This window comes from Pseudomonas sp. B35(2017), assembly GCF_002113645.1.
GTDB classification, from domain to species: Bacteria; Pseudomonadota; Gammaproteobacteria; order Pseudomonadales; family Pseudomonadaceae; genus Aquipseudomonas; species Aquipseudomonas ekonensis.
Map to the genome: position 1 here is coordinate 560,062 of NZ_NEIZ01000001.1, position 25,838 is coordinate 585,899.

Sequence of the window (25,838 nt, forward strand, 5' to 3'; positions counted from 1 at the left end):
ACTTCAGGCTTCGAACAACAAAAACAACATCCGACGATGCAACTTGAGGACTGCGACAATGATTATTTACGGTGTGGCGCTGCTGGCGATCTGTACGCTGGCAGGGGTGATCATGGGTGACCTGCTCGGCGTGCTGCTGGGGGTCAAATCCAATGTCGGCGGGGTCGGGATCGCCATGATCCTGCTGATCTGCGCACGGCTGTGGATGCACGGGCGCGGCGGCATGACCAAGGACTGCGAGATGGGCGTCGGCTTCTGGGGCGCCATGTACATTCCGGTGGTGGTGGCGATGGCCGCGCAGCAGAACGTCGTCACCGCGCTGCACGGCGGCCCGGTGGCGGTGCTGGCGGCGATCGGTTCGGTGGTGGTCTGCGGCTGCACCATTGCCCTGATCAGCCGCACGAACAAGGGCGAGCCGTTGCCGGACGAGCCGGCAGAGCCGGCCCCGATGGCCGCCCCGGCGGGAGGTCGCTGACATGTGGGATCTCATCGAGAAAGGTCTGGAGCACAACGGTCTGGTCACCGCGTTCGCGTTCGTCGGCGTGATCATGTGGGTGTCGGTGATTCTCTCCAGGCGCCTGACGTTCGGGCGCATCCACGGTTCGGCCATCGCCATCGTCATCGGCCTGGTGTTGGCCTGGGTCGGCGGCACGCTGACGGGCGGGCAGAAGGGGCTGGCGGATCTGACCCTGTTCTCCGGCATTGGCCTGATGGGCGGGGCGATGCTGCGGGACTTCGCCATCGTCGCCACGGCGTTCGAGGTGCAGGCCACCGAGGCGAGGAAGGCCGGGCTGATCGGCGTGGTCGCGCTGCTGCTGGGCACGGTGCTGCCGTTCATCGTCGGTGCGTGCATGGCCTGGGCCTTCGGCTACCGCGACGCGGTCAGCATGACCACCATCGGCGCCGGGGCGGTGACCTACATCGTGGGGCCGGTGACCGGCGCGGCGATCGGCGCGACGTCCGACGTGATGGCGCTGTCGATCGCCACCGGGCTGATCAAGGCGATCCTGGTGATGGTCGGCACCCCGGTGGCGGCGCGCTGGATGGGCCTGGACAACCCGCGCTCGGCGATGGTGTTCGGCGGCCTGGCCGGCACCGTCAGCGGCGTGACCGCGGGACTGGCGGCGACGGACCGGCGGTTGGTGCCCTACGGCGCGCTGACGGCGACGTTCCACACCGGGCTGGGCTGCCTGCTGGGGCCTTCGGTGCTGTTCTTCATCGTGCGCGGGATCGTCGGCTGACGTCGGGTGCCGGGTTGCCCTCAATCGCCAGCAGGCCGGCGATCGGGGGCGCCCGGCCTCAGGCCTGGCGGTTGGCGTACATCCGGCACTCCGCCAGCAACGCCAGCAGGTTCGGGTCGCGTTCCTTGGCCTTGAGGAACACCACGCCGATGTGCTGCTGCAACCGGTACTTTTCCTGCAACGGGATCAGTTTCACCCGGTTTTCGTACACCGCCGCGATCCTCCCCGGCAGCAGCGCATAGCCCACCCCGGAACTGACCATGCTCAGCAGGGTGAAGATGTCGTTGACCTGCATCGCCACCTTCGGCTCGAACCCCGCCTGGCGGAACACCCGGATGCCGTCCTGATGGGTGGCGAAGCCTTGGGTGAGGGTGATGAAGGTCTCGTCGCGCACGTCGGCCAGGTCGACCTCGCTGCGTTGGGCGAACCGCGAGTCGGCCGGGGAGGCCAGGAAAATGTCGTCGGAGAACAGCGGGATCTGTTCGCAGTCCGGGTCGCTGACGCTGTCGTCCAGCGATACCAGGATCGCATCGACCTCCATGTTCTTGAGCTTGTAGAGCAGGTCGATGTTCGAGCCCAGGATCAGGTCGATGTTGAGTTCGCTGCGGCGGATCTTCAGGCCCATGATCAGTTGCGGCACGGTCTTCACCGTCAGCGAGTAGAGGGAGCCCAGCTTGAAGCGTTCGGCGGAGAACCCGGCGGCCTCGCGGGTCAGGCGCACGCTCTCGACCACGTCCTGGATCAGCTTCTGCGCCCGCTCCTCCAGCACGTAGGCGCTTTCCAGCGGCGTCAGGTTGCGTCCCTCGTGCTTGAACAGCGGGCAACGCAGGGCGCTCTCCAGCGAGTGGATGGCGCGGTGCACGCTGACGTTGCTGGTCTGCAGCTCGGCGGCGGCCCGGGCGAGGTTGCCGGTGCGCATGAAGGCGAGGAACACCTCGAGTTTTTTCAGGGTCAATTCTTCGTCGATCAGCATGGCGCGGACTCTTCTTGATATCGGTCGATTGTGCCCAATTAACCGGACAGGCGCAGGCCCGCGTCGAACCGAAACATTGCGCTTTTACGCTCAAGGCCCGAGCCTTGCGCGCGGCGGTCATGAATCTGAGGTCAGCGACACATGTATCACGGGGAAAAACTCAACGCCTGGACGCACCTGGTCGGGGCGGTGGCGGCCTTCATCGGCGGGATCTGGCTGGTGGTGATCGCCAGCCTGGACGGCAGTCCGTGGAAGATCGTCAGCGTGGCAATCTACGCCTTCACCTTGCTGGTGCTGTACAGCGCCTCGACCGTGTACCACAGCGTGCGGGGGCGCAAGAAAGCGATCATGAAGAAGGTCGATCACTTTTCGATCTACCTGCTGATCGCCGGCAGCTACACGCCGTTCTGCCTGGTGACGCTGCGCGGGCCGTGGGGCTGGACGCTGTTCGGGATCGTCTGGGGGCTGGCGCTGATCGGCATCCTGCAGGAGATCAAACCGCGCTCGGAGGCGCGGATCCTGTCCATCGTGATCTACGCGGTGATGGGCTGGATCGTGCTGGTGGCGGTCAAGCCGCTGCTCGATGCGCTGGGGCCTGCGGGTTTCGCCTGGCTGGCCTCGGGCGGCGTGCTGTACACCGTGGGCATCATCTTTTTCGCCCTCGACCACCGGCTGCGGCATGCCCACGGGATCTGGCACCTGTTCGTGATCGCCGGGAGCCTGCTGCACTTCGTGGCGATCTGGTTTTACGTTTTGTAGGCGCCGGCCTGCCGATCAGTGTTGTGCGGCGCCCGGGCCACCGAGCTGTTCCCGGGCCCGGCGGCTGAAGATCTCCAGCAAGTCGCTCAGCGCATGGGGCGGCGGTTCGCTGGCGCGGATCACCGCGTACAGGGTGATCGGCAGCGGCGGGGCCAGCGGCCGCAGCGTCGTGGTCGCCGGGGCGGCGCCGAGGGCGGTGAACGGGTCGATCACTGCGACGCCGGCGCCGGACTCCACCATCGCCCGCGCCAGCGAGTAAGTCTGCACGGCGATGCGCACCCGAGGCGGCGGCTCCACCGCTTCGAGGTAACGGTCGAGCCGGGCGGCCAGCGGGTCGGCGCTGGACAGGCCGATCAGCGGCGCGTCCGCCAGCGCCGTCAGCGGCAGCGGCCGGCCGGCGTCCTCCGGCGGCCAGAACCCCTTCGGCGCCAGCGCCACCAGCACCCCCGACGCCAACGCCTGGGCTTTGAGCCCCGGATGGTCGGGCAGTTGCAGGGTCAGGGCCACGTCCACCTCGCGCATCAGCAGGTTCTGCGTCAGTTCGCGGCTGTGGGCGCTGGACAGCTCGCAGGCGATGTCCGGCCAGCGCACCGTCCATTCGTGGATGGCCGGCGGCAGCAGCGACAGCGCCAGGGCCGGGGTCGCGCCGATCCGCAGGCTGCGGCCGGGCGTGCGGCGCAGGCTCTGGGCCAGGCGCCGCACGCCTTGCAGGCTTTCGCTGACCTTGTCGACTTCGCGCTCCAGCTCCAGCGCTTCCGGGGTCGGCTGCAGCTTGCCGCGCACCCGCAGGAACAGGGCGAAGCCCAATTGCTGTTCGGCGTGCTGCAGCACTTTGGTCACCGCCGGCTGCGAGACATGCAGCAGCTGCGCGGCGGCGCTGACCGAGCCGGTCTGGCGGATGGCCTGGAAGACCTCGATGTGACGTAGGCGCATGGCAAGTCCATAACCTTTGCTTATGGGTCTGGCATCTTTATTCATTGTCCGGCGCCTGTCACCTGGCACTAACCTCGGCCTCGTCTTCACGAACGGTTAAGGACGGACATGGCTCAGCGTGTGTGCATCATCGGCGGCGGCGTGATCGGCCTGGCAACGGCCTATGCATTGGTGCGCGACGGCTTGCGGGTGACGGTGGTCGAGGCCCGCGACAGCTTCGGCGCCGAGACCAGTTTCGCCAACGGCGGACAGTTGTCCTACCGCTACGTCGCGCCGCTGGCCGACGCCGGCGTGCCGTGGCAGGCCCTCGGCTGGATGCTGCGCGGCGACTCGCCGCTCAAGCTGCGCCCGCGCCTGGATCCGCAGCAGTGGCGCTGGATGGCGGCGTTCCTGGCCGCCTGCCGCAGTTCGGTGAACCGTGAAAACGCCGCGCACCTGCTGCGCCTGGCGCTATTGAGCCAGCGCACACTGAAGGCCTGGCGCGAGGAGGACGGCCTCGCCGGGTTCCACTGGCGGCGCAACGGCAAACTGGTGACGTTCCGCGATGCCGGCCGTTTCGCCCAGGCCCGCCGGCACCTGGCCGACCCCCGGCAGCAGCAGGTGCTGAGCGCCGCCGAGTGCGCGCAGCTGGAACCGGCGCTGGCCGACGGGCCATTCGTGGGCGGGATCCATACGCCGGACGAGGAAGTCGGCGATTGCCACGGCTTTTGCCGGCAACTGGCGGCGCGGCTGGAGGCCTCCGGGTTGTGTGAGTTTCGCCTGGGCCGGACGGTGACCGGCCTGCGCCACCGCGACGCAGAGGTCACGGCCATCGAATTGGGCGACGAGATGCTGGCGGTCGATCAACTGGTGATCGCCGCCGGCCACCGCAGCCCGCTGCTGGCGCTGCCGGGTCTGCGCCTGCCGCTGTACCCGCTCAAGGGCTACAGCCTGACCGTGCCGATCGGCGAGGGGCATCGGGCGCCGGACGTGAGCATCACCGACTACGACCGCAAGATCGTCTACGCCCGGATCGGCGAACAGCTGCGGGTGGCGGCGATGGTCGACATCGTAGGCTTCGACCCGGCCGTGGATCCCGCGCGGTTGGCCCTGATCCGGCGCCAGGCCCGCGACACTTTCCCCGAGGCCGGCGATTACGGCGCCGCCGTGGAATGGGCCGGCATGCGTCCGGCCACCCCCACCGGCGTACCGCTGCTGGGCGCCACGGCCTACCGCAACCTGTGGCTGAACCTGGGCCACGGCGCGCTCGGGTTCACCCTGGCCTGCGCCAGCGGGCAACTGCTCAGCGAGCTGATCGGCCAGCGCCGGCCGTCCATCGACCTGCACGGCTTCAATCCCCACGCCTGAACCCCGAACACCCACAACGGAGAACAACAATGCAAAAAATCACGTTGCTCGGCTGCACCCTCGGTCTGTTGCTCGGCGCTCAAGCCCAAACCCAAGCCCACGCCGGCGAAGCACCGCTGAGCGGCACGCTGGCCAAGATCGCCGGCGCCAATAGCATCACCCTGGGCTACCGCGACGCCTCGGTGCCGTTCTCTTACATAGGGGACAACACCGGCCAGCCGATGGGCTACTCGGTGGAGCTGGCGGGCAAGATCGTCGAACGCATCCGCCAGCAACTGGCGTTGCCGGAGCTGAAGGTGAAATACAACCTGGTGACCTCGCAGACCCGCATTCCGCTGGTGCAGAACGGCACCGTCGACCTGGAGTGCGGCTCCACCGGGGTGACGGCCGAGCGCCAGAAGCAAGTGGCGTTCTCCTACGGCTTCATCTACGTCAAAGGACAGCTGCTGACGGCCAAGGACAGCGGCATCCAGCGCTTCGACGACCTGCGCGGCAAGAACGTGGTGACCACCGCCGGCACCACCAACGAGCGCTACCTCAAGAGCTACAACCTCAACCACAAGCTCGACATGTTCGTGATCAGCGCCAAGGACCACGGCGAAGCGTTCCAGATGCTGCAGTCGGGGCGGGCGGCGGCGTTCTACATGGACGACGCGCTGCTCTACGGCGAACGGGCCAAGGCCCGGGATCCGCACAATTGGGTGGTGGTGGGGGAGGAGCAGTCGCGGGAGATCTACAGCTGCATGGTGCGCAAGGATGACCCGCCGTTCCTGGCGCTGGTCAACGGGGCGTTGGGGGATTTGTACGCGTCGGGCGAGATCAACGGGATCTACCGCAAATGGTTCGAACAGCCGATCCCGCCGAAGGGCCTGAACCTGGAGTTTCCGATGACCGTCGAGCTGAAGGCGATCATCGCCAGGCCGGTGAGCGATCCGGTGCAGTGACCGGCTTCAGGCCCGTGTGCCGCCCATCGCGGGCAAGCCCGCTCCCACAGGTATTTGTGGCGTATGCAATGCTTGTGAGCGACAGGGAACACTGTGGGAGCGGGCTTGTTCCGGGCGGCGATCCGACGATGGCGCTCTAGAAGTCACCCCAAAGTTGCTGGGCCACCGCCAGCGCCACCACCGGCGCGGTCTCGGTGCGCAGCACCCGCGGGCCGAGACGGGCGGCATGGAAACCGCCGGCCTTGGCCTGCTCGACCTCGGCCTCGGACAACCCGCCCTCCGGCCCGATCAGGAACGCCAGGCTCGCTGGTTTGGCGTGGCTCACCAGCGGCTCCGCCACCGGGTGCAGCACCAGTTTCAGGTCGGCCTCGGTCTGCTTCAGCCAGTCGGCCAGCAGCACCGGCGGATGGATCACCGGCACCCGCGAGCGGCCGCACTGCTCGCAGGCGCTGACCGCCACCTGGCGCCAGTGCAGCAGGCGCTTGTCGGCGCGTTCGTCCTTGAGCCGCACTTCGCAGCGCTCGCTGAAGATCGGGGTGATCTCGTTCACGCCCAGTTCGGTGGCCTTCTGGATTGCCCAGTCCATCCGCTCGCCGCGCGAAAGGCCCTGACCGAGGTGGATGCTCAGCGGCGATTCCGGCTGGCCGGCGAACTGCTCGTCGATGCGCACCGTCACGCGCTTCTTGCCGACCTCCGCCAGTGCGCCGAGGAACTCCTGGCCGGAACCGTCGAACAGCTGCACCGCATCGCCCTCGGTCATGCGCAGCACACGGCTGATGTAATGCGCCTGGGCTTCGGGCAGTTCGTGCTCGCCGAGGCTCAGGGGGGCGTCGATGAAGAAGCGGGACAGTCTCATGCGGGGTCTCTGTAAAAGGTGTGGGGCGTACGCAGCGGCTGTTCTGTGGGAGCGAGCCTGCTCGCGATGGCGACGACGGGGTTCGTCAGACGAACCGAGGTGCATTCATCGCGAGCAGGGGGACTCTGCGGCAATCAGCCCGGATCGCGGAAGCCGGGGTGGAAGTCCTTCGGCACCGCCACGCTGACGCTGTCGCGGGTGGCGATGTCGATCCCTTCGCCGGCGACTTCGGCGAGGAAGTCGATCTGCTCCGGCGTGATCACATACGGCGGCAGGAAATACACCACGCTGCCCAGCGGACGCAGCAGCGCGCCGCGCTCCAGCGCATGCTGGAACACTTTGAGGCCGCGGCGCTCCTGCCAGGGATACGCCTCTTTCGAGGCCTTGTCCTTGACCATCTCGACCGCCAGCACCATGCCGGTCTGGCGCACTTCGGCGACGTGCGGGTGATCGGCCAGGTGCGCGGTGGCCGACGCCATGCGCCGGGCCAGCGCCTGGTTGTTCTCGATCACGTTGTCCTGCTCGAAGATGTCCAGGGTCGCCAGCGCCGCCGCACAGGCCAGCGGGTTGCCGGTGTAGCTGTGGGAGTGGAGGAAGGCGCGCAGGGTCGGGTAGTCGTCGTAGAAGGCGCTGTAGACCTCATCGGTGGTCACGCACGCCGCCAGCGGCAGGTAGCCGCCGGTCAGGGCCTTGGACAGGCAGAGGAAGTCCGGGCGGATGCCGGCCTGCTCGCAGGCGAACATCGTGCCGGTGCGGCCGAAGCCGACGGCGATCTCGTCGTGGATCAGGTGCACGCCGTAGCGGTCGCAGGCCTCGCGCAGCAGCTTGAGGTACACCGGGTGGTACATGCGCATGCCGCCGGCGCCCTGGATCAGCGGCTCGACGATCACCGCCGCGACGCTGGCATGGTGCTCGGCCAGGGTCTGCTCCATCGCGGCGAACATGTTGCGCGAGTGCTCCTCCCAGCTCATGCCTTCGGGGCGCAGGTAGCAATCGGGGCTGGGCACCTTGAGGGTGTCCAGCAGCAGCGCCTTGTAGGTCTCGGTGAACAGCGGCACGTCGCCGACCGACATCGCCGCCACGGTTTCGCCGTGGTAGCTGTTGGTCAGGGTGACGAAGCGTTTCTTGTCAGGCTGGCCGCGGTTGAGCCAGTAGTGGAAGCTCATCTTCAGCGCGACTTCGATGCAGGACGAACCGTTGTCGGCGTAGAACACCCGGTCCAGCCCTGGCGGCGTCATCTTCACCAGGCGTTCGGACAGCTCGATCACCGGCTGGTGGCTGAAGCCGGCGAGGATCACGTGCTCCAGCTGGTCGACCTGATCCTTGATCCGCTGGTTGATGCGCGGGTTGGCGTGGCCGAACACGTTGACCCACCAGGAACTGACGGCATCGAGGTAGCGTTTGCCGTCGAAGTCTTCCAGCCAGACGCCTTCGCCGCGCCGGATCGGGATCAGCGGCAGCTGTTCGTGGTCTTTCATCTGGGTGCAGGGGTGCCACAGGACCTTGAGGTCACGCTGCATCCACTGGTCGTTCAGGCCCATTTCCGGTCTCCTCGGGACGGCTCGCGCCTGGCGCGGGCAAACAATCGCGCAAGCCTATGCAATGCGTCGCGCCGGGACAACCCATTGTGTCGATTGAGCTACTTTACTTGGGGCGATAGACGTCGCTGGCGGCGTTTTGATGGCTGACGTATTCTTCGCGGTTCTCTGGGTCGCCTGACCCGAAAAACCGTTTTTTCCCGTGTATTTCCGGAGTTCGCTGAATGTCTGTCGGTTGGCTGCGCGCCTGTGCGCTGGTGGTGTTGGGGCTGTTCAGCGTTTCGGCGCTGGCCAAGGATAAAACCGCGATCGTGATCGGCGGCGGCCTGTCGGGCCTGACCGCCGCCTACGAGCTGCAGAACAAGGGCTGGCAGGTCACCCTGCTGGAAGCCAAGCCGAGCATCGGCGGCCGTTCCGGCATGGCCACCAGCGAGTGGATCGGCAACGACAAGACCCAGCCGGTGCTGAACAAGTACGTGTCGACCTTCAAGCTGAGCACCACGCCGGCCCCTGAGTTCGTGCGCACGCCGGGCTACCTGATCGACGGCGAGTACTTCTCCGCCGCCGACCTCGCCGCCAAGCAGCCGGCCACGGGCGATGCGCTCAAGCGCTACGAGAAGACCCTGGACGACCTGGCGCGCTCGATCGACGATCCGCAGAACCCGGCGTCCACCAACACTCTGCATGCCTTGGACCAGATCAACGTGTCCAGCTGGCTCGACAAGCAGAACCTGCCGGCCACCGCCCGCCAGCTGATCAACCAGCAGATCCGCAGCCGCTACGACGAGCCGTCGCGCCTGTCGCTGCTGTACTTCGCCCAGCAGAGCCGGGTGTACCGCGGCGTGTCCGACCGTGACCTGCGCGCCTCGCGCCTGGTCGGCGGCAGCCCGGTGCTGGCCCAGGCCTTCGTCAAGCAACTGAAGACCATCAAGACCAACTCGCCGGTGTCGGCTATCACCCAGGACAAGGACGGCGTGACCGTCAAGGTCGGCGCGGTCGGCTACCAGGCCGACTACGTGGTGCTGGCGGTGCCGCTGCGCGCCCTGAGCAAGATCCAGCTGACCCCGGCGCTGGACGCCCAGCACCAGGCGGCGATCAAGGGCACCAACTACGGCTGGCGCGACCAGATCATGCTCAAGTTCAAGACGCCGGTGTGGGAAAGCAAGGCGCGGATGTCCGGCGAGATCTACAGCAACACCGGCCTGGGCATGCTCTGGGTCGAGCCTGCGCTCAAGGGCGGGGCGAACGTGGTGATCAACCTGTCCGGCGACAACGCGCGGGTGATGCAGGCGTTCGGCGACAAGCAGATGGTCGATCAGGTGCTGATCCGTCTGCATGCGTTCTATCCGCAGGCCCGCGGTTCGTTCACCGGCTATGAGATCCGCCGCTACAGCACCGACCCGTCCACCGGCGGTTCGTACCTGGCCTTCGGCCCGGGCCAGATCAGCAAGTTCTGGCGCCTGTGGGAACAGCCGCTGCAGCGGGTGACGTTCGCCGGCGAGCACACCGACACCCTGTATCCGGGCACCCTGGAAGGTGCGCTGCGCACCGGCCAGCGCGCCGCCGGCCAGGTCGAAGACCTCGCGGCGGGCAAATCCTTCGCGCCGGTCAAGGTCGGCCCGACAGCCGCGGCCGCTGCGGTGGCGGCCGGTGCGGCGGGTGGCGCCGTGGCGGCGAAGAAGGGCAACTTCTTCACCAACCTGTTCGGCGGTTCGGACGACGACAAGAAGCCTGAGCCGGTGAAGGCCCCGGAGCCTGCGCCAGCCCCGGCTCCAGCTCCGGCGCCTGCGCCGACCCCGGCACCCGCGCCTGCTCCGGCGGAAGCGCCGAAGCCTGCGGCCCCTGTGAAGGCCGAGCCGGCGAAGAAGGCCGCCAGCAAGCCGGCGGCGAAGAAACCGGCGGCCAAGACCGAGGCGAAAAAGCCTGCGGCCAAGGCACCGGCGAAAAAGGCCGAGCCGGCCAAGAAGCCTGCGGCCAAACCGGCGGCAAGCACCGAGGCCAAGACGCAGTAAGGCTTTGGCTTGAATGAAGAAGCGCGGCTCATGGGCCGCGCTTTTTTTTGCCTGTCAGAGCGTCATCGCGAGCAGGCTCGCTCCCACATTCGAACGGATCTGTTCAGTTGAACAGCAATCCCTGTGGGAGCCAGCCTGCTGGCGATCGGGCCCGTACCGGCCATGAATTTCTCTGATCTCCCCACCAACATCCCGTCACACTTTCGCCTTTAATCTTTCCTTAACTCGCCACTTACAGACTCTTGATCGTATTTCTCGATATTTCAAAGCAAAATTTTCCGCTTTAATTCGATAGATAAGTCGATAGTCTTGGTTCGCAGTTCTCACAGGATTTGGGCAATGCAGCTACGTAACTCTTCTTCGCGCTACGGTTGGGTCAGCATCTTCATGCACTGGGGTGTGGCGCTGGCGGTCTTCGGGCTGTTCGCGCTGGGCTTGTGGATGGTGGGGCTGGATTATTACAGCAGCTGGCGCAAAGACGCGCCGGACCTGCACAAGAGCATCGGCCTGGTGCTGCTGGCGGTGATGGTGCTGCGGGTGCTGTGGCGCTTCGTCAGCCCGCCGCCGCCGACGCTGCAGAGCTACAGCCGGATGACCCGCATCGGCGCCAAGTTCGGCCATGCGTTCCTGTATTTCGGCCTGTTCGCCGTGATGATCGCCGGTTACCTGATTTCCACCGCAGACGGTGTCGGGATCCCGGTGTTTGGTTTGTTCGAAGTTCCTGCCCTGGTGTCCGGACTACCGGACCAGGCTGACACCGCCGGTGCGATTCACCTGTACCTGGCCTGGGCGCTGGTAATTTTTTCCGGCCTCCATGCGTTGGCTGCATTGAAGCACCACTTTATCGATCGTGATGCGACCCTCACCCGAATGCTGGGCCGCAAAGCCTGAACTCAACCTCGACTCAAAGGAAAAGAAAGCATGTTGAAAAAGACTCTGGCCGCTCTGGCCATCGGCTCCGCTGTGCTGTCCGCCAACGTGATGGCCGCTGACTACACCGTCGACAAGGAAGGCCAGCACGCCTTCGTCGACTTCAAGATCAGCCACCTGGGCTACAGCTTCATCACCGGTACCTTCAAGGACATCAGCGGCAAGTTCAGCTTCGACGCCGCCAAGCCAGAAGACAGCAAGATCGAGTTCGACGTGAAGACCGCCAGCGTGTTCACCAACCATGCCGAGCGTGACAAGCACATCGCCAGCAAAGACTTCCTGGACGTGGGCAAATACGCTGACGCCAAGTTCGTCTCCACCAGCGTCAAGTCCACCGGCAAGAACGCCGCCGGCAAAGACACCGCCGACGTGACCGGCGACCTGACCCTGCACGGCGTGACCAAGCCGATCGTGGTCAAGGCCGTGTTCCTGGGCGAGGGCAAGGATCCGTGGGGCGGCTACCGCGCTGGCTTCGAAGGCACCACCAGCATCAAGCGTTCCGATTTCGGCAAGATGATGGACCTGGGCCCGCAGTCCGACAACGTCGACCTGTACATCTCGTTCGAAGGCGTGAAAGCGAAGTAACTTTCGCCCGATGCGCAAAATAACCCTGGCCTTGCGGCCAGGGTTTTTTTTGCCTTGCGGATGACTGCCGTCGCCGCAGCACCCCTGTGGGAGCCAGCCTGCTGGCGATAGCGGTGGGTCAGTCGGCAAATGCCTTGGACATGCCGGCCCCAGCGCCAGCGGGCTGGCTCCCACAAGGGGCAGGATCGCCCATGGCTTTTGCAAAAATGCCCCGGTTCTTGCGAACCAGGGCATTTTTTCAGCGGCGCGAGATCAGCGGTTGCGGGTCAGCAACGCCGGTTTCTCGCCACGCGGGCGGCTCGGCAGTTGATCGAGCTGCTCAGGGGTCGGGAAGCGGTCGGCCTTGGACTCCTTGTGCATGATCTTCGGCCCGGTGCTGCGCGGGTTCTGCACGGCCGGTTCGGCGCGGGAGCCTTCGTCGCGGTTCGGACGGCGGTTGCGCGACTCGTCGCGGCGGCCCTGGCCGTCACGGGACGAACCGCTGCGCGATCCGCCGCCGCCATTGCGTGGCTGGCCGTTCTGGCGGCCCTGGGACTGGCCGTTGCGCGGTGCGCCGGAGCCCTGGCCTTGGCCGGAACCGCCGGGACGACGGCCGCGGCCCGCTGCCGGAACCTGCTTGGGCACGTAGTCGACGCGGTTGCCGAAGTTGTCGATGTCGTCGTCGAGGAACTCGTCCGGGGCGCGGTCAGGGGCCGGGCGCGGCGGCTGGCTCGACTGACGCTGCTGACGGCTGCCTTCACGTTGCTTCGGCTGGCGGGCCGGACGCTCGCCGCGCTCGGATTTCTCGCCGGAAGCGGACTTGTCCTTTTCCTTGCCCTTGTCTTTGCCTTTGTCCTTGCGGCCGCCGCCGTTCTGGCCTTCGCCGCGCGGGCTGCGGGCGTTGCGCGGGTTGCGGCCGTCGGGACGCTCGCGGGTCTCCGGCTTCTCGGCTTCCACGGCGCTGGCATCGAAGCCCATCAGGTCGCCGTCGGCGATCTTCTGCTTGGTCATGCGCTCGATGCTCTTGAGCAGCTTCTCTTCGTCCGGCGCGACCAGCGAGATCGCCTCGCCCGAACGGCCGGCCCGGCCGGTGCGGCCGATGCGGTGCACGTAATCTTCGTCGACGTTCGGCAGCTCGTAGTTGACCACGTGGGGCAGTTGGTCGATGTCCAGGCCACGGGCGGCGATGTCGGTGGCCACCAGGATGCGCACTTCGTTGGCCTTGAAGTCGGCCAGGGCCTTGGTGCGGGCGTTCTGGCTCTTGTTGCCGTGGATCGCCACGGCCGGCAGGCCGTGCTTGTCCAGGTATTCGGCCAGGCGGTTGGCGCCGTGCTTGGTGCGGGTGAACACCAGCACCTGTTCCCACGCGCCGGCGGTGATCAGGTGGGCCAGCAGCGCACGCTTGTGGCTGGCCGGCAGGCGGAACACGCGCTGTTCGATGCGCTCGACCGTGGTGTTCGGCGGCGTGACTTCGATGCGCTCAGGGTTGTGCAGCAGCTTGCCGGCAAGGTCGGTGATGTCCTTGGAGAAGGTCGCCGAGAACAGCAGGTTCTGGCGCTTGGCCGGCAGGCGGGCGAGGACTTTCTTCACATCGTGCACGAAGCCCATGTCGAGCATGCGGTCGGCTTCGTCCAGCACGAGGATCTCGACGTGGGACAGGTCGATGCTGCCTTGGCCGGCGAGGTCCAGCAGACGGCCGGGGCACGCCACCAGCACGTCCACGCCACGGGCCATGGCCTGGACCTGCGGGTTCATGCCGACGCCGCCGAAGATGCAGGCGCTGACGAACTTGAGGTCACGGGCGTAGATCTTGAAGCTGTCGTGCACCTGGGCCGCGAGTTCGCGGGTCGGGGTCAGCACCAGCACGCGCGGCTGGCGCGGGCCGTGGCGCTGGGACTTGTCCGGGTGACCGTTGGGGAACAGCCGCTCCAGGATCGGGAGGGCGAAACCGCCGGTTTTACCGGTACCTGTCTGTGCCGCGACCATCAGGTCGCGACCTTGCAACACGGCGGGAATGGCCCGCTGTTGCACCGGAGTAGGCTCGGTATAGCCCGCGTCTTCGATAGCGCGAACCAAAGCCTCGGAGAGACCGAGGGAAGCAAAGGACATGAGTAATCCTGTTTTTTAGTTAGGGCTGGGCCCAATGGGAGTCTTGCCTGGCGCGAACCGCGTTTAACGTGACGCGGTCCCGTCCGGTCCTGCGGCGCATCCGAAGGCTCGTCCGGAGCGCTCGCGCGGGCTGAAAAGCTGCGCTGTAGCGGGTCGGGAGGCCTGTTACGGATCCGGGCGTCCGGGCGTGAGCCTGGCGGGAACGCCGGAGTATAACAGAGCAATCACTGTGCGCTGCGTTCCTGCTGCTCAACGGCCTTGCCGGCGGTGCTGGCGCTTTCCAGCGGCGCGGCGGCAGGGGCCGCTCCGTAGCGTGCGCTGAGCTCGGCGTAGGCCGGTTCGCGCTTGAACCGCTTGAGTTCGGCGCCGAAACGCTGCACCAGCAGATCCATCCCGGCGTTGCGCCGCACGGCCAGGTACTGGCTCTGGCGGCTGATGACCGTCGGGTTCTCGGTGATCTGGTCGCGGATCTCCAGTTGGTCCAGCAGGTGCTGGCCGACCCGGCGATCGGTGATCAGCAGGTCGATGCGCCCGCGCACCAGTTTGCCGAAGTTGGCCTCGTGGGTCGGGGCCGGTTCCCGGGTGAACAGCGGCGATTCGCTGAAGTCCTGGCTGTACAGGTAGCCGGGGGAGGTGCCGACGGTCAGGCCCTTGAGTTCGTCGAGGGTGCGGAACGGGTGCGGCCGCTCGTTGGCGTAGAACATCACGAATTCCACCACCGACAGCGGCTCGCTGGGGTAGAGCAGGGTGGCGTCGCGCTCGTCGCTGTGGAAGATGTCCAGCGCACCGTCGGCCTGGCCGGTCTCGAGCATCGACAGGCAGCGCTTCCAGGGCAGGAACTGCCATTCGACCTCGATGCCCAGGCGTTTGAAGACGATGGCGGTGGCTTCGTAGTCCAGCCCCAGGTTCTTGCCGCCGTCCTCATAGACGTAGGGCGCCCAGGGCTCGGTGACAATACGCAATTTCTCGCCCCGGGCGGCGAAGCTCAGGCAAGCGAAAACCAGCACGGTGAAAAACTGCGCGATCAAAGGCATGACTGGAGAGTACGACGAGAATCGGGAAAGAGCCAGAAAGCGGCGGCAGAAGCTCTGTTTCGGGCGTTGAAAGCAAAAAATCGCAGTTGCGAAAACTTCCGTAGGCGTTTTCCCAAACTGCGATTTCCCTTCTTGCTTGCCCCGTGAAGCTGACTGCCGTTAGCGCGGCAGCTTCAGGTTGTTCCACACCGCCAGGCTCGGTTCGGCCTGGTTCAGGGTGTAGAAGTGCAGCCCCGGCGCACCGCCCTGCAGCAGGCGTTCGCACATGTCGGTGATGACCTGTTCGCCGAAGCCTTGAATGCTTTGGGTGTCATCGCCGTAGGCTTCCAGCTGCTTGCGGATCCAGCGCGGGATTTCCGCGCCGCAGGCATCGGAGAAGCGCGCCAGTTTGCTGTAGTTGGTGATCGGCATGATCCCCGGCACGACCGGGATGTCCACGCCCAGGGCCTTCACGCGGTCGACGAAGTAGAAGTAGCTGTCGGCGTTGAAGAAGTACTGGGTGATCGCGCTGTCGGCGCCGGCCTTGGCCTTGCGCACGAAGTTGGCGATGTCGTCCTCGAAGTTGCGCGCCTGCGGATGCATCTCCGGGTAGGCGGCGATTTCGATGTGGAAGTGGTCGCCGGTCTCTTCACGGATGAATTCGACCAGCTCGTTGGCGTGGCGCAGCTCGCCGCTGGCCATGCCCATGCCGGACGGCAGGTCGCCGCGCAGGGCGACGATGCGGTTGATGCCCGCAGCCTTGTACTGGCTCAGCAAGCCGCGCAGGTCGGCCTTGCTGTCGCCGACGCACGACAGGTGCGGGGCGGCCGGGACTTTGACTTCGCTTTCCAGCTGCAGGACGGTGTTGAGCGTGCGGTCACGGGTCGAACCGCCAGCGCCGTAGGTGCAGGAAAAGAAGTCAGGGTTGTAGGTGGCCAACTGACGGGCAGTGGCGAGGAGCTTTTCATGCCCAGCATCGGTCTTGGTCGGGAAGAACTCGAAGCTGTAGCGACGTTCTTGGGACATGGAGGGAGCCTCCAGCTGCAAGCCGCAAGCTTTGGGCCGCAAGAGAAGCGGAGATGCGCTGATCCCTTGTGCCGCAGGCCTGTTGCCTGAAACTGTTCTGAAATAGTGGCGGAGCCCTCAGGCCTCGCACGGCAAGTTCGGCTTTTGGCCTTGCTTGCCGCTTGAAGCCTGAGGCTCGCAGCTGCTCGTGTCTTAGTAGCGGTAAGCGTGCGGCTTGAACGGGCCTTCGACGGTCACGCCGATGTAGTCAGCCTGTTGCTTGGTCAGCTGGGTGACCACGCCGCCGAAGCCGCGCACCATTTCCAGGGCCACTTCTTCGTCGAGTTTCTTCGGCAGCACTTCCACGGTCAGGCGCTCGGCTTTCTGGGCCGGCGACAGGTCGGCGTACTTCTGGCCGAACAGGAAGATCTGCGCCAGCACCTGGTTGGCGAACGAACCGTCCATGATGCGGCTCGGGTGACCGGTGGCGTTGCCCAGGTTCACCAGACGGCCTTCGGCCAGCAGGATCAGGTAGTCGTCGTTCTGCGCGTCGAAGGCGCCTGGGCCGGTGCGGTGGATCTTGTGCACCTGTGGCTTCACTTCTTCCCATGCCCAGTTCTTGCGCATGAAAGCGGTGTCGATTTCGTTGTCGAAGTGACCGATGTTGCAGACGACGGCGCGCTTCTTCAGGGCCTTGAGCATGTTGGCGTCGCACACGTTGACGTTGCCGGTGGTGGTCACGATCAGGTCGATCTTGCCCAGCAGCGCCTTGTCGATGCTCGCTTCGGAACCGTCGTTGATGCCGTCGATGAACGGCGAGACCAGTTCGAAGCCGTCCATGCAGGCCTGCATGGCGCAGATCGGGTCGACTTCCGACACCTTGACGATCATGCCTTCCTGACGCAGGGACTGGGCCGAGCCCTTGCCCACGTCACCGTAGCCGATGACCAGCGCTTGCTTGCCGGACAGCAGGTGGTCGGTGCCGCGCTTGATGGCGTCGTTCAGGCTGTGACGGCAGCCGTACTTGTTGTCGTTCTTGGACTTGGTTACCGAGTCGTTGACGTTGATGGCCGGGATCTTCAGCTCGCCCTTGGCCAGCATGTCCAGCAGGCGGTGAACGCCGGTGGTGGTCTCTTCGGTCACGCCGTGGACGCGGTCCAGCACCTGCGGGTACTTCTTGTGCAGCAGCTCGGTCAGGTCGCCGCCGTCGTCGAGGATCATGTTGGCGTCCCATGGCTGGCCATCCTTCAGGATGGTTTGCTCCAGGCACCACTCGTACTCTTCTTCAGTCTCGCCTTTCCAGGCGAAGACCGGGATGCCGGCGGCGGCGATGGACGCGGCGGCCTGGTCCTGGGTGGAGAAGATGTTGCAGGACGACCAGCGCACTTCGGCACCCAGGGCGACCAGGGTCTCGATCAGCACGGCGGTCTGGATGGTCATGTGGATGCAGCCGAGGATCTTGGCGCCTTTGAGCGGCTGCTCGGAAGCGTACTTGCGGCGCAGACCCATCAGGGCAGGCATTTCCGATTCGGCGATGATGGTTTCGCGACGGCCCCAGGCAGCCAGGGACATGTCGGCGACCTTGTAGTCGGTGAAATCTGCAGGCGTGATTACAGCGCTCATGAAGAGCCTCCATTCGTAATGTATGCGAATGGGCGCCGTTGTGCGTTTGGTGTCCGGCGCAAGGCCGGTCAACGCCCCATCCGAGCCTGACAGGTGGAACCTGCTGCAGCGCCCCTCGGACAGGTGGCGGGAAAACGGTAGCGCGTGAAGGTTACCGTTTTGAAACGGGGGCGATTATAGCCGTCTAGACTGATCTTCCAAAGGGTTTCTGTCGGCCAAATGAAGATTGCCAATGATGGCCATAGCGGATGGCTCATGGAGCGTGACTGTTCGGTCTGACATGATGGCGACCATCATTCGGCAAGACGCTCAGGAGTGAAGATGAATTTCCACACCCGCAAGTGGGTAAAACCCGAAGACCTCAATCCCAACGGCACCCTGTTCGGCGGCAGCCTGCTGCGCTGGATCGACGAAGAGGCGGCGATCTACGCCATCGTCCAGTTGGGCAACCAGCGCGTGGTGACCAAGTACATCTCCGAGATCAACTTCGTCAGTGCCTCGCGCCAGGGCGACATCATCGAACTGGGCATCACCGCCACCGAGTTCGGCCGCACCTCGATCACCCTCACCTGCGAAGTGCGCAACAAGATCACCCGCAAGAGCATCCTGACCGTGGAGAAGATGGTCTTCGTCAACCTCGGCGAAGACGGCCTGCCGGCGCCGCACGGGCGCACCGAGATCAAGTACGTCAAAGACCAGTTCAAGGATGACGTGCCGGTCCAGTAAGACCGGTTTCGCTCCCATCGCGGGCAAGCCCGCTCCCACAAGGACAGCGCTGCTCCCTGTGGGAGCGGGCTTGCCCGCGATGGCGGCCGCACAGTCACGAAGATTCTCCAGGCCGGTGAACAGTCCCGAGCGGCGCGGGTCGTAGCTAAACAACCCTGCCACCGGATTGCCTGCCATGACCACTCCGACAGACGGCAAGACCCCGGATCTTTCGCCCAAGGAACGGCACGAAGTCGAGAAGAGCCAGCCGCCCCGCGCGGCCGTGCTGCACGAAATCATCCGCACCCAGGGCGACCAGGAACTGGAGCGCAGCATCGCCGCGCTGTGGTGGTCGGCGCTGGCGGCGGGCCTGACCATGGGCCTGTCGCTGATGGGGATGGGCCTGCTCAACTCACGCCTGCCCGAAGGCGACGAGTTCAAGGTGATCGCCAGTTTCGGCTACTGCGCAGGCTTCCTCGCGGTGATCCTCGCGCGCCAGCAACTGTTCACCGAAAACACCCTGACCGCCGTGCTGCCGGTGATGACCCGACCGACCCTGGGCAATGTCGGCCGCCTGGTCCGGCTGTGGACGGTGGTGCTGGCCGGCAACCTGTGCGGCACGTTGCTGGTGGCCTACGTGATGCTCGAACTGCCGATCTTCGACAGCAAGACCGACGAGGCCTTCCTTGAGATCGGGCGCAAGGTCATGGAGAACCACGCCAGCCAGATGTTCGCCAAGGGCATCGTTTCCGGCTGGATGATCGCCACCATGGTCTGGATGATCCCGTCCATGGAGAGCGCGAAGATGTGGATCATCATCCTCATCACCTACCTCATGGCCTTGGGTGACTTCACCCACATCGTGGTCGGCTCGGCGGAAGTGTCGTACCTGGTGTTCGCCGGCGAACTGCCGTGGAGCGATTTCTGGGCGGTGTTCGCCGGGCCGACGCTGGCGGGCAACATCATCGGCGGCAGCTGCATCTTCGCCCTGATCAGCCATGCGCAGATCCGCAGCGAGAGCGGCGCACCGACACCCGACGCCCCTGAAGAAGACCGGGGCGAGTCGAAGAAGGATTGAGTGCGCTCAGGCTAGGCACTTGAAAGCGTCTTGCACAAGGCGCTGATCATGTTCGGCCGATCGGTCTGGGCAGGGCTGATCAGCACAATCTCTCGGTCGTATCGGTCAGAACCAATCGGGCTCACCGCACATTGATGACCCCATTGTTCAAAGCCGGACCAAAGGGGTACGAGGCTCACGCCCATCCCGCCTGTCACGAGCATGGCAATGGTCTCCAGCGCATCAAGATCGACCAGCGGCGTCGGCGTCAGTCCCTGATCCGCCAGATATTGCTCGGCATGCCGTCCGCCCCACGCGTCAGGGTCATAGCGGATGTAGGGCTGGCTCATCAGTTGTGCGGGGATGCTTTGCGTGGACTTCTCCTTTGACAGAAACACCAGCGGTTCTTTGCGCAGGGACACCACTTGCAGCGCTTTGGGCAACTCGAACGGTGGAACCACGAGGATTGCCGCATCCACCTCAGCCGAGAGCAGGGCTTGATACAACGACCGCGATGTTCCCGGCACGATCACTGGCGTCAGCCCCGGCGCCAGCTCGGTCAGTGCTCGCAGTGCTCCCGGCAACAGCCCGGTCAGAACCGTGGAGATTGCGCCGATGCGCAACTGTCCCGTCAGCCCTGCGACGTCGGCATCTCCCGCCAATAGCGCTACTTCACGAACGATGCGCCTGGCCCGGGGCAGTAAATCGAGGCAGGCCTGGCTCGGCTTGGCGGCGTGGCCGACGCGGGACAACAGCTCAAAGCCGAGTTGCCGTTCGAGCGCGAGAATGCGCTGGCTGATCGCTGCGGCCGTCAACCCTTCGACACGCGCGGCATTGGCAATCGAGCCACACTCGACGACGGTGATCAGACTTCTCAGATAGCGCGAGTCCATAAGAAATGCTTTCGATGGTGAAAAGAATTACAGGCTATCTGTTTTGATGAAAACCGCACAGTCTTCAACCGTTGAGAGGTTTCTCTCGTCCGGCGATCGTCAGGAGTTCTTTATGCAGTCGATTTTCCATCTTGCTATGCATGTCCGTGATTTGCAGGTTACGCGCCAGTTCTATGGGGATTTACTGGGGTGCGAAGAGGGGCGCAGCACTGACTCCTGGGTCGATTTCAATTTTTTCGGGCATCAATTGTCGTTGCATCTGGGCGAGCCTTTTGCAGTCAGTAACACCGGTAAGGTTGGTGATCACGACGTGCCGATGCCGCACCTTGGCGTGATCCTCGAAATGTCGGACTGGCGCGTTTTGAGAGATCGCTTGATCGAGGCCCAGGTGCAGTTTGTTCTGCCACCCGGCATTCGTTTTGCCGGCCAGCCCGGCGAGCAGGCAACCATGTTTTTCCTCGATCCCGCCGGAAACCCGATCGAGATAAAAGGCTTCACTGACCTGCAGGGTATCTATGCGCAATTTTAATCAGATGGACGCGAGCGATATTTCCGAGAGCGTTCGGTCGCAGGCCGTGAGCGCAGAGTCGGTCGCCGAGCATTTTCTGGGCTGTGTCGAAGCGCGGGAGCTCAGCATAAAAGCCTTTGCAGCGTTCGACCCGGGTCAGGTGCGCGCTCAAGTTCGCCAGTTGAACAATGGCCACTTCAAAGGCCCTCTCGCCGGCGTGCCCGTGGGCATCAAAGACATCTTCGACACCGCCGATCATCCCACGGGGTTTTACTCCCCGATCTATGCGGACAACCGTCCTTCACGTGACGCACACGTTGTGGCGCTGTTGCGTCAGGCCGGCGCGGTGATCATGGGCAAGACCCACACCACCGAATTCGCCTACATGCACACTGGGCCGACCCGCAATCCGCATGATCTCGAACGGACGCCGGGAAGCTCCAGTGCCGGCTCGGCGGCGGGGATGGCGGCCGGGTTTTTCCCGATCGCCTTGGGCACGCAGACTGCCGGGTCGTTGATCAAACCCGCCTCGTATTGCGGACTGTATGCTTTCAAACCGACCTATGGGCTGGTTTCTCTGGAGGGGGTAAAACCGCTGGCGCCGAGTTTTGACACGGTGGGCTGGTACGGCCGCTCGGTTCGTGACCTGCAACTGTTGGCTGAGGTGTTGATCCCCGGCATTGCGCAGCGTACTGATGAGCGTCGTCCAGGCAAGTTCGGCTTCTGTCGTACAGCGCGCTGGGATCAGGTCGATGAGGACATCGCCAGATCGCTGGACGCTGCCGTTGAAGATCTGCGCCGGGCCGGACATCAGGTGAGTGAGGTGGAGTTGCCGCAGGCGTTTGCGACGGTATTCGATGACCATTTGCTGATCAACGATTGCGAGGGGGCGCGGTCACTGGCCAAGGAGCTGCAAGCGCGACCTGAGCTGCTCAGCGATGAAGTGTTGGCCATGATCGAACGGGCCCGCCAGACAACGTGGGAGCAGGAGTCTGCGGCGAAGAAGCGCCTGGCAACTTTGGCTCCTGTGCTTGAAGCCCTATTCAAACCGTTTGATGCCATGCTCGGTGCGAGCTGCGGCATCGTCGCCCCGTTGGGCCTTGGCGCGACCGGGCCTTCCGATTTCAGTAAGTTCTGGATGGCGTTCGGTTTACCTCAGATCAACATCCCGCTCGTGCGCAATGCCGGGGCGTTGCCGGCTGGCCTGCAAATGATTGGCGGTTTCAGAGACGACAGCATTCTTTTGCACGCGGCCGAGCAGGTGGAGGCGGTACTGAGAGCGGCGGACTGATGAAGGAGATATTGCGAGTGCCGTCGCAGCGCGGGTGCGCTGCGACGGAGTCCGATCCAGTGTCAGTGCGCAACATTGGCCGTGGCGGTGTCTTGTGGAGTCGTCACCCTACGGACAACCCGGCCAATGGTCAGGCCCTGCACCAGAATCGATGACAGCACGACGATGTAGGTGATGCTCAGCAACAAATCCCGTTCAGCGCCCAGCGGCAGCGACAGGGCCAGCGCCACCGAGACGCCGCCGCGCAGGCCGCCCCAGGTCAGGATCCGGATGGTGCCGCGCGGCACCGTGCGCCAGCGCCGCAGCAGGACGATGGCCGGGGCCACGGTGAGCAGGCGCGACAGCAGGATCGCCAGCGCCAGCAGACTCGCCGCCGCCACGTGCAGCCAGTTGAACGGCAGCAGCAACAGCTCCAGGCCGATCAGCGCGAACAGCAGAGCGTTGAGCATGTCGTCGAGCAGCTCCCAGAAACCGTCCAGGTACTTGCGGGTCATGTCGTTCATCGCCAGGTTGCGCCCCAGGTTGCCGATGATCAGGCCCGCCACCACCATCGCGATGGGCGCCGAGACGTGCAGTTCGGTGGCCATGGCCGAGCCGCCGATCACCAGCGCCAGGGTCAGCATCACTTCGATCTGGTGCTGCTCGATGCTCTTGATCATCAGGTACACCAGGTAGCCGATCAGACCGCCGAACAGCACGCCGCCGATGGCCTCGTGGGCGAACAGCAGGGCCGTGGCGCCGAGGGTCGGGGTCTCGCCCAGCTGCGCGATGCCCAGCAGCACGGTGAACACCACGACGGCGGTGCCGTCGTTGAACAGCGATTCGCCGACGATGGTGGTCTTGAGCGGCTTCGAGGCGTTGGCGGTACGCAGCACGCCGAGTACCGCGATCGGGTCGGTGGGGGAGATCAGCGCGCCGAACAGCAGGCAGTAGAGGAAGCTCACGTGCCAGCCGAACAGGGCAAAGATGTAATAGGCGAGGCTGCCGATCACGGCGGTGGCGATCAGCACGCCGAACGTGGCCAGCAGGCCGATGGGCCAGCGGTAGCTGCGCAGGTCGTTGAGGTTCACGTGCAGGGCGCCGGCGAACAGCAGGAACGACAGCATCCAGTTCATCAGCAGGTCGCCGAAGTCGATCTGGCCGATCAATTGCTGCACGCGCTCTTCAAGGCCCGGGTAGCCGAGAAAGCTCAGGCCTTGCAGCAGCAGGGAAAACATCAGTGCGGTGACCATCACGCCGATGGTCGGCGGCAGGCCGATGAAGCGGAAGTTCACGAAGGTCAGGAGGGTGGTGAGGCAGATAAACGCAGCAACGAGTTCAAGCATCCGGGGTCCTTTGGATGGGAGATGGAAGAGGCGCGTCCGATACTTGGACGCAAGGGTTGGATGGGCTGGCGCCGCTCAGGGGCACATGAGGCCGTCTGGGGTGAGGGAGCTTGCTCCCGCCGGCCCGCATGCAATTTTCCTTCGGGCGGGAGCGAGCGCCCCCGCCACGGGGATTGCGGCAGCCGGTGCTTCAGCCGCAGGCATTGACCGCAGCCATGCGCCGGCGTTGCAGATAAATGAAGAAAAGCGCCGCCAGCACGGTGAGCACGCCGACCAGGGCACCGGTCCACGGGAGGTCCGCCAGGTCCGCGCCGCTGGCCACCACCAGCCCGCCGATCCACGCGCCCGACGCGTTGCCGAGGTTGAAGGCGCTCTGGTTCAGGGTCGAGCCGAGGTTCGGTGCTTCGTGGGCCTGGTCGATGATCAGCAGTTGCAGGATCGGGCACAGGGCGAAGGCGAATACGCCCCACAGCACCAGGGTGATCGCGGCGGGCACCGCCGAGCGGCTGGTCTGGCTGAACGCCGCCAGGATCACCACCACCGCCAGCGCCACGCCCACCAGCGACGGCAGCAGGCGGCTGTCGGCCAGGCGGCCGCCGAGCATGCTGCCGCCGGTCAGGCCGACGCCGAACAACAGCAGCATCACTGTCACGCCGTGGGGGCTGATGCCGGTGACGTCCTGCAGGATCGGCGCGATGTAGGTGTACACGCTGAACAGGCTGGTGGATGCCAGCACGCTCATGCCCAGCGCCAGCAGTACGTTGGCCTTGCCCAGCACCTTGAACTCGCTGGCGAGGTCGGCGCGCTCCATCGGAATGTGCTTGGGCAGCCACAGCCACTGGGCGAGGGCGGCGATCACACCAATGGCGGCCACGGCCCAGAAGGTCGAACGCCAGCCGGCGAACTGCCCGAGCGCGGTGCCCAACGGCACGCCGAGCACGTTGGCCAGGGTCAGGCCGGTGAACATCAGCGCGATCGCCTGGGCCCGTTTGTTCGGCGCCACCAGGCCGGCGGCGACCACCGAACCGATGCCGAAGAACGCCCCGTGGCACAGCGCGGTGACCACCCGGGCGGCCATCAGGGTCGCGTAGTTCGGGGCCAGCGCGCAGAGCACGTTGCCGAGGATGAACATCAGGGTCATGCCCAGCAGCGTCGCCTTGCGCGGCATGTTGGCGGTGCCGACCGCCAGGACCGGCGCGCCGAACACCACGCCCAGGGCGTAGCCGGTGATCAGCAGGCCGGCGTGTGGGATGCTCACGGCGAGGTCGCGAGCGACGTCGGGCAGCAGGCCCATGATGACGAATTCGGTGGTGCCGATGCCGAAGGCGGCAGCGGCCAGTGCAAGCAAGGCGAGTGGCATGCGCAAGGTCTCTGTCGGTAGTCTTGACGCTTCGTTCAGGCAGGCGCAGGCCGACGGCCGGTCTCGGGCGGAGAACGGGTCAGGCAGTCATTGTTGGAATAGGTCTGTGCGCAACCGAGTGCGGCGTGGTCGCGTGCAGTATAAACAGCTGCGGCCCCATCGCGAATCAATAATATGACTAATTGCCCGCGGCCCTTGCGCAGCGCCGGCAAAGCCCTACGCTCTGGTGCTGTGGGCGGTGCAGCTGGGTTCGATCGCCGAAGCGGCGGCGCTGCGGGAAATCAGCCTGATCCTGGGGGTGCTGTTCGGCATGCGCTGCCTCAAAGAACCTTTCGGCCGGCCACGGCTCTTAGCCTGTGGGCTGGTGCTGATCGGCAGGCTGGAGATGAAGCTCTGATCCGCCCGCCATTCGAACGACACGAAAAAGGGACTGCGCTATGACCGTGGCTTTGTGGTGTGTATTGATCGCGATTTTCCTGCCGTACCTGTGCACCGCCGTGGCCAAGGCCGTCGGCGGCTACAGAATGAGTGACAACCATGATCCCCGGGACTTTCTGGAGAGCCTCAACGGCCTGGCTCGGAGGGCCCATGCGGCGCAGCTGAACAGCTTCGAGGTGACGCCGGCCTTCGTCGCCGCCGTGATCGTCGCGCACCTCGTGGGCACGGCCGAGCTTGTGACGGTGAATGTGCTGGCGGTGCTGTTCATCACCAGCCGCCTGCTCTACATCATTTGCTACCTGGCGGACTGGGCGGTGCTGCGGTCGCTGGTGTGGCTCGTGGGGATGGGGTTGATTGCCGGGTTCTTCATTGTGTCGGCCTGAGCCTTGGGGAGGCTGACGGCCTCATCGCGAG

The 25,838-nt window shown here is 65.1% G+C and carries 24 protein-coding genes, 1 pseudogene and 1 riboswitch; of the genes and pseudogenes, 14 read left to right on the top strand and 11 right to left on the bottom strand.

All coding sequences use genetic code 11. The annotated features are described in order from the left end of the window. Positions 1-58 precede the first annotated feature (58 nt). Together madL and madM are read left to right on the top strand one after the other, a co-directional pair. Entirely contained in the window at positions 59-475 is a 417-nt protein-coding gene (gene madL, locus CAG41_RS02620) for a malonate transporter subunit MadL (RefSeq protein ID WP_085580801.1), read from the top strand. 1 nt (position 476) lies between these two features. Next, positions 477-1,241, top strand: coding sequence for a malonate transporter subunit MadM (madM, locus tag CAG41_RS02625; RefSeq protein WP_085580799.1), 765 nt, complete (start codon positions 477-479; stop codon positions 1,239-1,241). A 58-nt stretch (positions 1,242-1,299) separates the two neighbouring features. Here madM and CAG41_RS02630 read toward each other — a convergent pair whose 3' ends face one another. Further along, the gene (locus tag CAG41_RS02630; protein ID WP_085706681.1) at positions 1,300-2,214 is read right to left on the bottom strand and encodes a LysR substrate-binding domain-containing protein; all 915 of its coding nucleotides are present in this window, start codon (positions 2,212-2,214) and stop codon (positions 1,300-1,302) included. A gap of 141 nt (positions 2,215-2,355) precedes the next feature. Here CAG41_RS02630 and CAG41_RS02635 point away from each other — a divergent pair, with 141 nt between their 5' ends. Then, on the top strand, positions 2,356-2,973 hold the full coding sequence (locus CAG41_RS02635) for a hemolysin III family protein (protein ID WP_085580795.1): 618 nt from the start codon (positions 2,356-2,358) through the stop codon (positions 2,971-2,973). Between the two features lie 15 nt (positions 2,974-2,988). Here CAG41_RS02635 and CAG41_RS02640 read toward each other — a convergent pair whose 3' ends face one another. Continuing rightward, positions 2,989-3,906: a LysR family transcriptional regulator gene (locus CAG41_RS02640; protein WP_085636967.1), complete on the bottom strand. Its 918-nt coding sequence runs from the start codon at positions 3,904-3,906 to the stop codon at positions 2,989-2,991. A gap of 108 nt (positions 3,907-4,014) precedes the next feature. Between CAG41_RS02640 and CAG41_RS02645 the strand changes: the two genes are divergently transcribed. After that, positions 4,015-5,253, top strand: a complete 1,239-nt coding sequence (locus tag CAG41_RS02645; RefSeq protein WP_085655842.1) for a D-amino acid dehydrogenase — start codon at positions 4,015-4,017, stop codon at positions 5,251-5,253. A 29-nt stretch (positions 5,254-5,282) separates the two neighbouring features. Then, a complete protein-coding gene (locus CAG41_RS02650) occupies positions 5,283-6,197 on the top strand; it encodes a transporter substrate-binding domain-containing protein (RefSeq protein ID WP_085706682.1) in 915 nt (304 codons plus the stop codon). Positions 6,198-6,333: 136 nt separating this feature from the next. On the opposite strand, the gene CAG41_RS02655 is transcribed toward CAG41_RS02650, so the two are convergent. Together CAG41_RS02655 and CAG41_RS02660 are read right to left on the bottom strand one after the other, a co-directional pair. Beyond that, on the bottom strand, positions 6,334-7,053 hold the full coding sequence (locus tag CAG41_RS02655) for a 16S rRNA (uracil(1498)-N(3))-methyltransferase (protein ID WP_085580787.1): 720 nt from the start codon (positions 7,051-7,053) through the stop codon (positions 6,334-6,336). A 134-nt stretch (positions 7,054-7,187) separates the two neighbouring features. Then, positions 7,188-8,594: an adenosylmethionine--8-amino-7-oxononanoate transaminase gene (locus CAG41_RS02660; protein ID WP_085580785.1), complete on the bottom strand. Its 1,407-nt coding sequence runs from the start codon at positions 8,592-8,594 to the stop codon at positions 7,188-7,190. Between the two features lie 221 nt (positions 8,595-8,815). Here CAG41_RS02660 and CAG41_RS02665 point away from each other — a divergent pair, with 221 nt between their 5' ends. The 3 genes from CAG41_RS02665 (at position 8,816) to CAG41_RS02675 (ending at position 12,118) form a co-directional block, all read left to right on the top strand. After that, the gene (locus CAG41_RS02665) at positions 8,816-10,603 is read left to right on the top strand and encodes a flavin monoamine oxidase family protein (RefSeq protein ID WP_085655839.1); all 1,788 of its coding nucleotides are present in this window, start codon (positions 8,816-8,818) and stop codon (positions 10,601-10,603) included. 339 nt (positions 10,604-10,942) lie between these two features. Beyond that, entirely contained in the window at positions 10,943-11,494 is a 552-nt protein-coding gene (locus tag CAG41_RS02670; protein WP_085580781.1) for a cytochrome b, read from the top strand. Positions 11,495-11,524: 30 nt separating this feature from the next. Next, positions 11,525-12,118: a YceI family protein gene (locus CAG41_RS02675; RefSeq protein ID WP_085580779.1), complete on the top strand. Its 594-nt coding sequence runs from the start codon at positions 11,525-11,527 to the stop codon at positions 12,116-12,118. A gap of 252 nt (positions 12,119-12,370) precedes the next feature. On the opposite strand, the gene CAG41_RS02680 is transcribed toward CAG41_RS02675, so the two are convergent. The 4 genes from CAG41_RS02680 to ahcY form a co-directional block, all read right to left on the bottom strand. Further along, positions 12,371-14,206, bottom strand: a complete 1,836-nt coding sequence (locus CAG41_RS02680; RefSeq protein WP_085580776.1) for a DEAD/DEAH box helicase — start codon at positions 14,204-14,206, stop codon at positions 12,371-12,373. A gap of 224 nt (positions 14,207-14,430) precedes the next feature. After that, entirely contained in the window at positions 14,431-15,240 is an 810-nt protein-coding gene (locus CAG41_RS02685) for an ABC transporter substrate-binding protein (protein WP_085580774.1), read from the bottom strand. Positions 15,241-15,399: 159 nt separating this feature from the next. Next, positions 15,400-16,245 carry a methylenetetrahydrofolate reductase [NAD(P)H] gene (metF, locus tag CAG41_RS02690; protein WP_085580772.1) on the bottom strand — a complete coding sequence of 282 codons (846 nt, stop codon included), beginning with the start codon at positions 16,243-16,245 and terminating at the stop codon, positions 15,400-15,402. A gap of 192 nt (positions 16,246-16,437) precedes the next feature. After that, positions 16,438-17,847, bottom strand: a complete 1,410-nt coding sequence (ahcY, locus tag CAG41_RS02695) for an adenosylhomocysteinase (RefSeq protein WP_085580770.1) — start codon at positions 17,845-17,847, stop codon at positions 16,438-16,440. Between the two features lie 23 nt (positions 17,848-17,870). After that, positions 17,871-17,970: riboswitch (S-adenosyl-L-homocysteine riboswitch) on the bottom strand. Between the two features lie 198 nt (positions 17,971-18,168). Here ahcY and CAG41_RS02700 point away from each other — a divergent pair. Together CAG41_RS02700 and CAG41_RS02705 are read left to right on the top strand one after the other, a co-directional pair. Next, complete coding sequence (locus tag CAG41_RS02700; protein ID WP_085580768.1) at positions 18,169-18,573, top strand: acyl-CoA thioesterase; 405 nt, start codon at positions 18,169-18,171, stop codon at positions 18,571-18,573. A 175-nt stretch (positions 18,574-18,748) separates the two neighbouring features. Next, positions 18,749-19,630: a formate/nitrite transporter family protein gene (locus CAG41_RS02705; RefSeq protein ID WP_085580766.1), complete on the top strand. Its 882-nt coding sequence runs from the start codon at positions 18,749-18,751 to the stop codon at positions 19,628-19,630. Positions 19,631-19,641: 11 nt separating this feature from the next. Here CAG41_RS02705 and CAG41_RS02710 read toward each other — a convergent pair whose 3' ends face one another. After that, positions 19,642-20,502: a LysR family transcriptional regulator gene (locus CAG41_RS02710; protein WP_085580764.1), complete on the bottom strand. Its 861-nt coding sequence runs from the start codon at positions 20,500-20,502 to the stop codon at positions 19,642-19,644. Between the two features lie 112 nt (positions 20,503-20,614). Here CAG41_RS02710 and CAG41_RS02715 point away from each other — a divergent pair, with 112 nt between their 5' ends. Both CAG41_RS02715 and CAG41_RS02720 read left to right on the top strand, forming a co-directional pair. Further along, positions 20,615-21,031, top strand: coding sequence for a VOC family protein (locus CAG41_RS02715; RefSeq protein ID WP_085630436.1), 417 nt, complete (start codon positions 20,615-20,617; stop codon positions 21,029-21,031). Then, positions 21,018-22,301 carry an amidase gene (locus CAG41_RS02720; RefSeq protein ID WP_085706683.1) on the top strand — a complete coding sequence of 428 codons (1,284 nt, stop codon included), beginning with the start codon at positions 21,018-21,020 and terminating at the stop codon, positions 22,299-22,301. Before CAG41_RS02715 ends, CAG41_RS02720 begins: the two co-directional genes overlap by 14 nt. A 62-nt stretch (positions 22,302-22,363) precedes the next feature. Here the strand turns inward: CAG41_RS02720 and CAG41_RS02725 are convergent, their stop codons facing one another. After that, the gene (locus CAG41_RS02725; RefSeq protein ID WP_085630024.1) at positions 22,364-23,626 is read right to left on the bottom strand and encodes a sodium:proton antiporter; all 1,263 of its coding nucleotides are present in this window, start codon (positions 23,624-23,626) and stop codon (positions 22,364-22,366) included. A 190-nt stretch (positions 23,627-23,816) separates the two neighbouring features. Next, positions 23,817-24,986 (bottom strand): MFS transporter, encoded by a 1,170-nt coding sequence (locus CAG41_RS02730; RefSeq protein WP_085580758.1) that lies wholly within the window; start codon positions 24,984-24,986, stop codon positions 23,817-23,819. 217 nt (positions 24,987-25,203) lie between these two features. On the opposite strand from CAG41_RS02730, the pseudogene CAG41_RS02735 reads away from it, so the two are divergent. Both CAG41_RS02735 and CAG41_RS02740 read left to right on the top strand, forming a co-directional pair. After that, positions 25,204-25,383, top strand: a pseudogene (locus CAG41_RS02735) (EamA family transporter); the annotation flags it as partial. A 40-nt stretch (positions 25,384-25,423) separates the two neighbouring features. Next, positions 25,424-25,807 carry an MAPEG family protein gene (locus CAG41_RS02740; RefSeq protein ID WP_085580756.1) on the top strand — a complete coding sequence of 128 codons (384 nt, stop codon included), beginning with the start codon at positions 25,424-25,426 and terminating at the stop codon, positions 25,805-25,807. Positions 25,808-25,838: the final 31 nt, after the last annotated feature.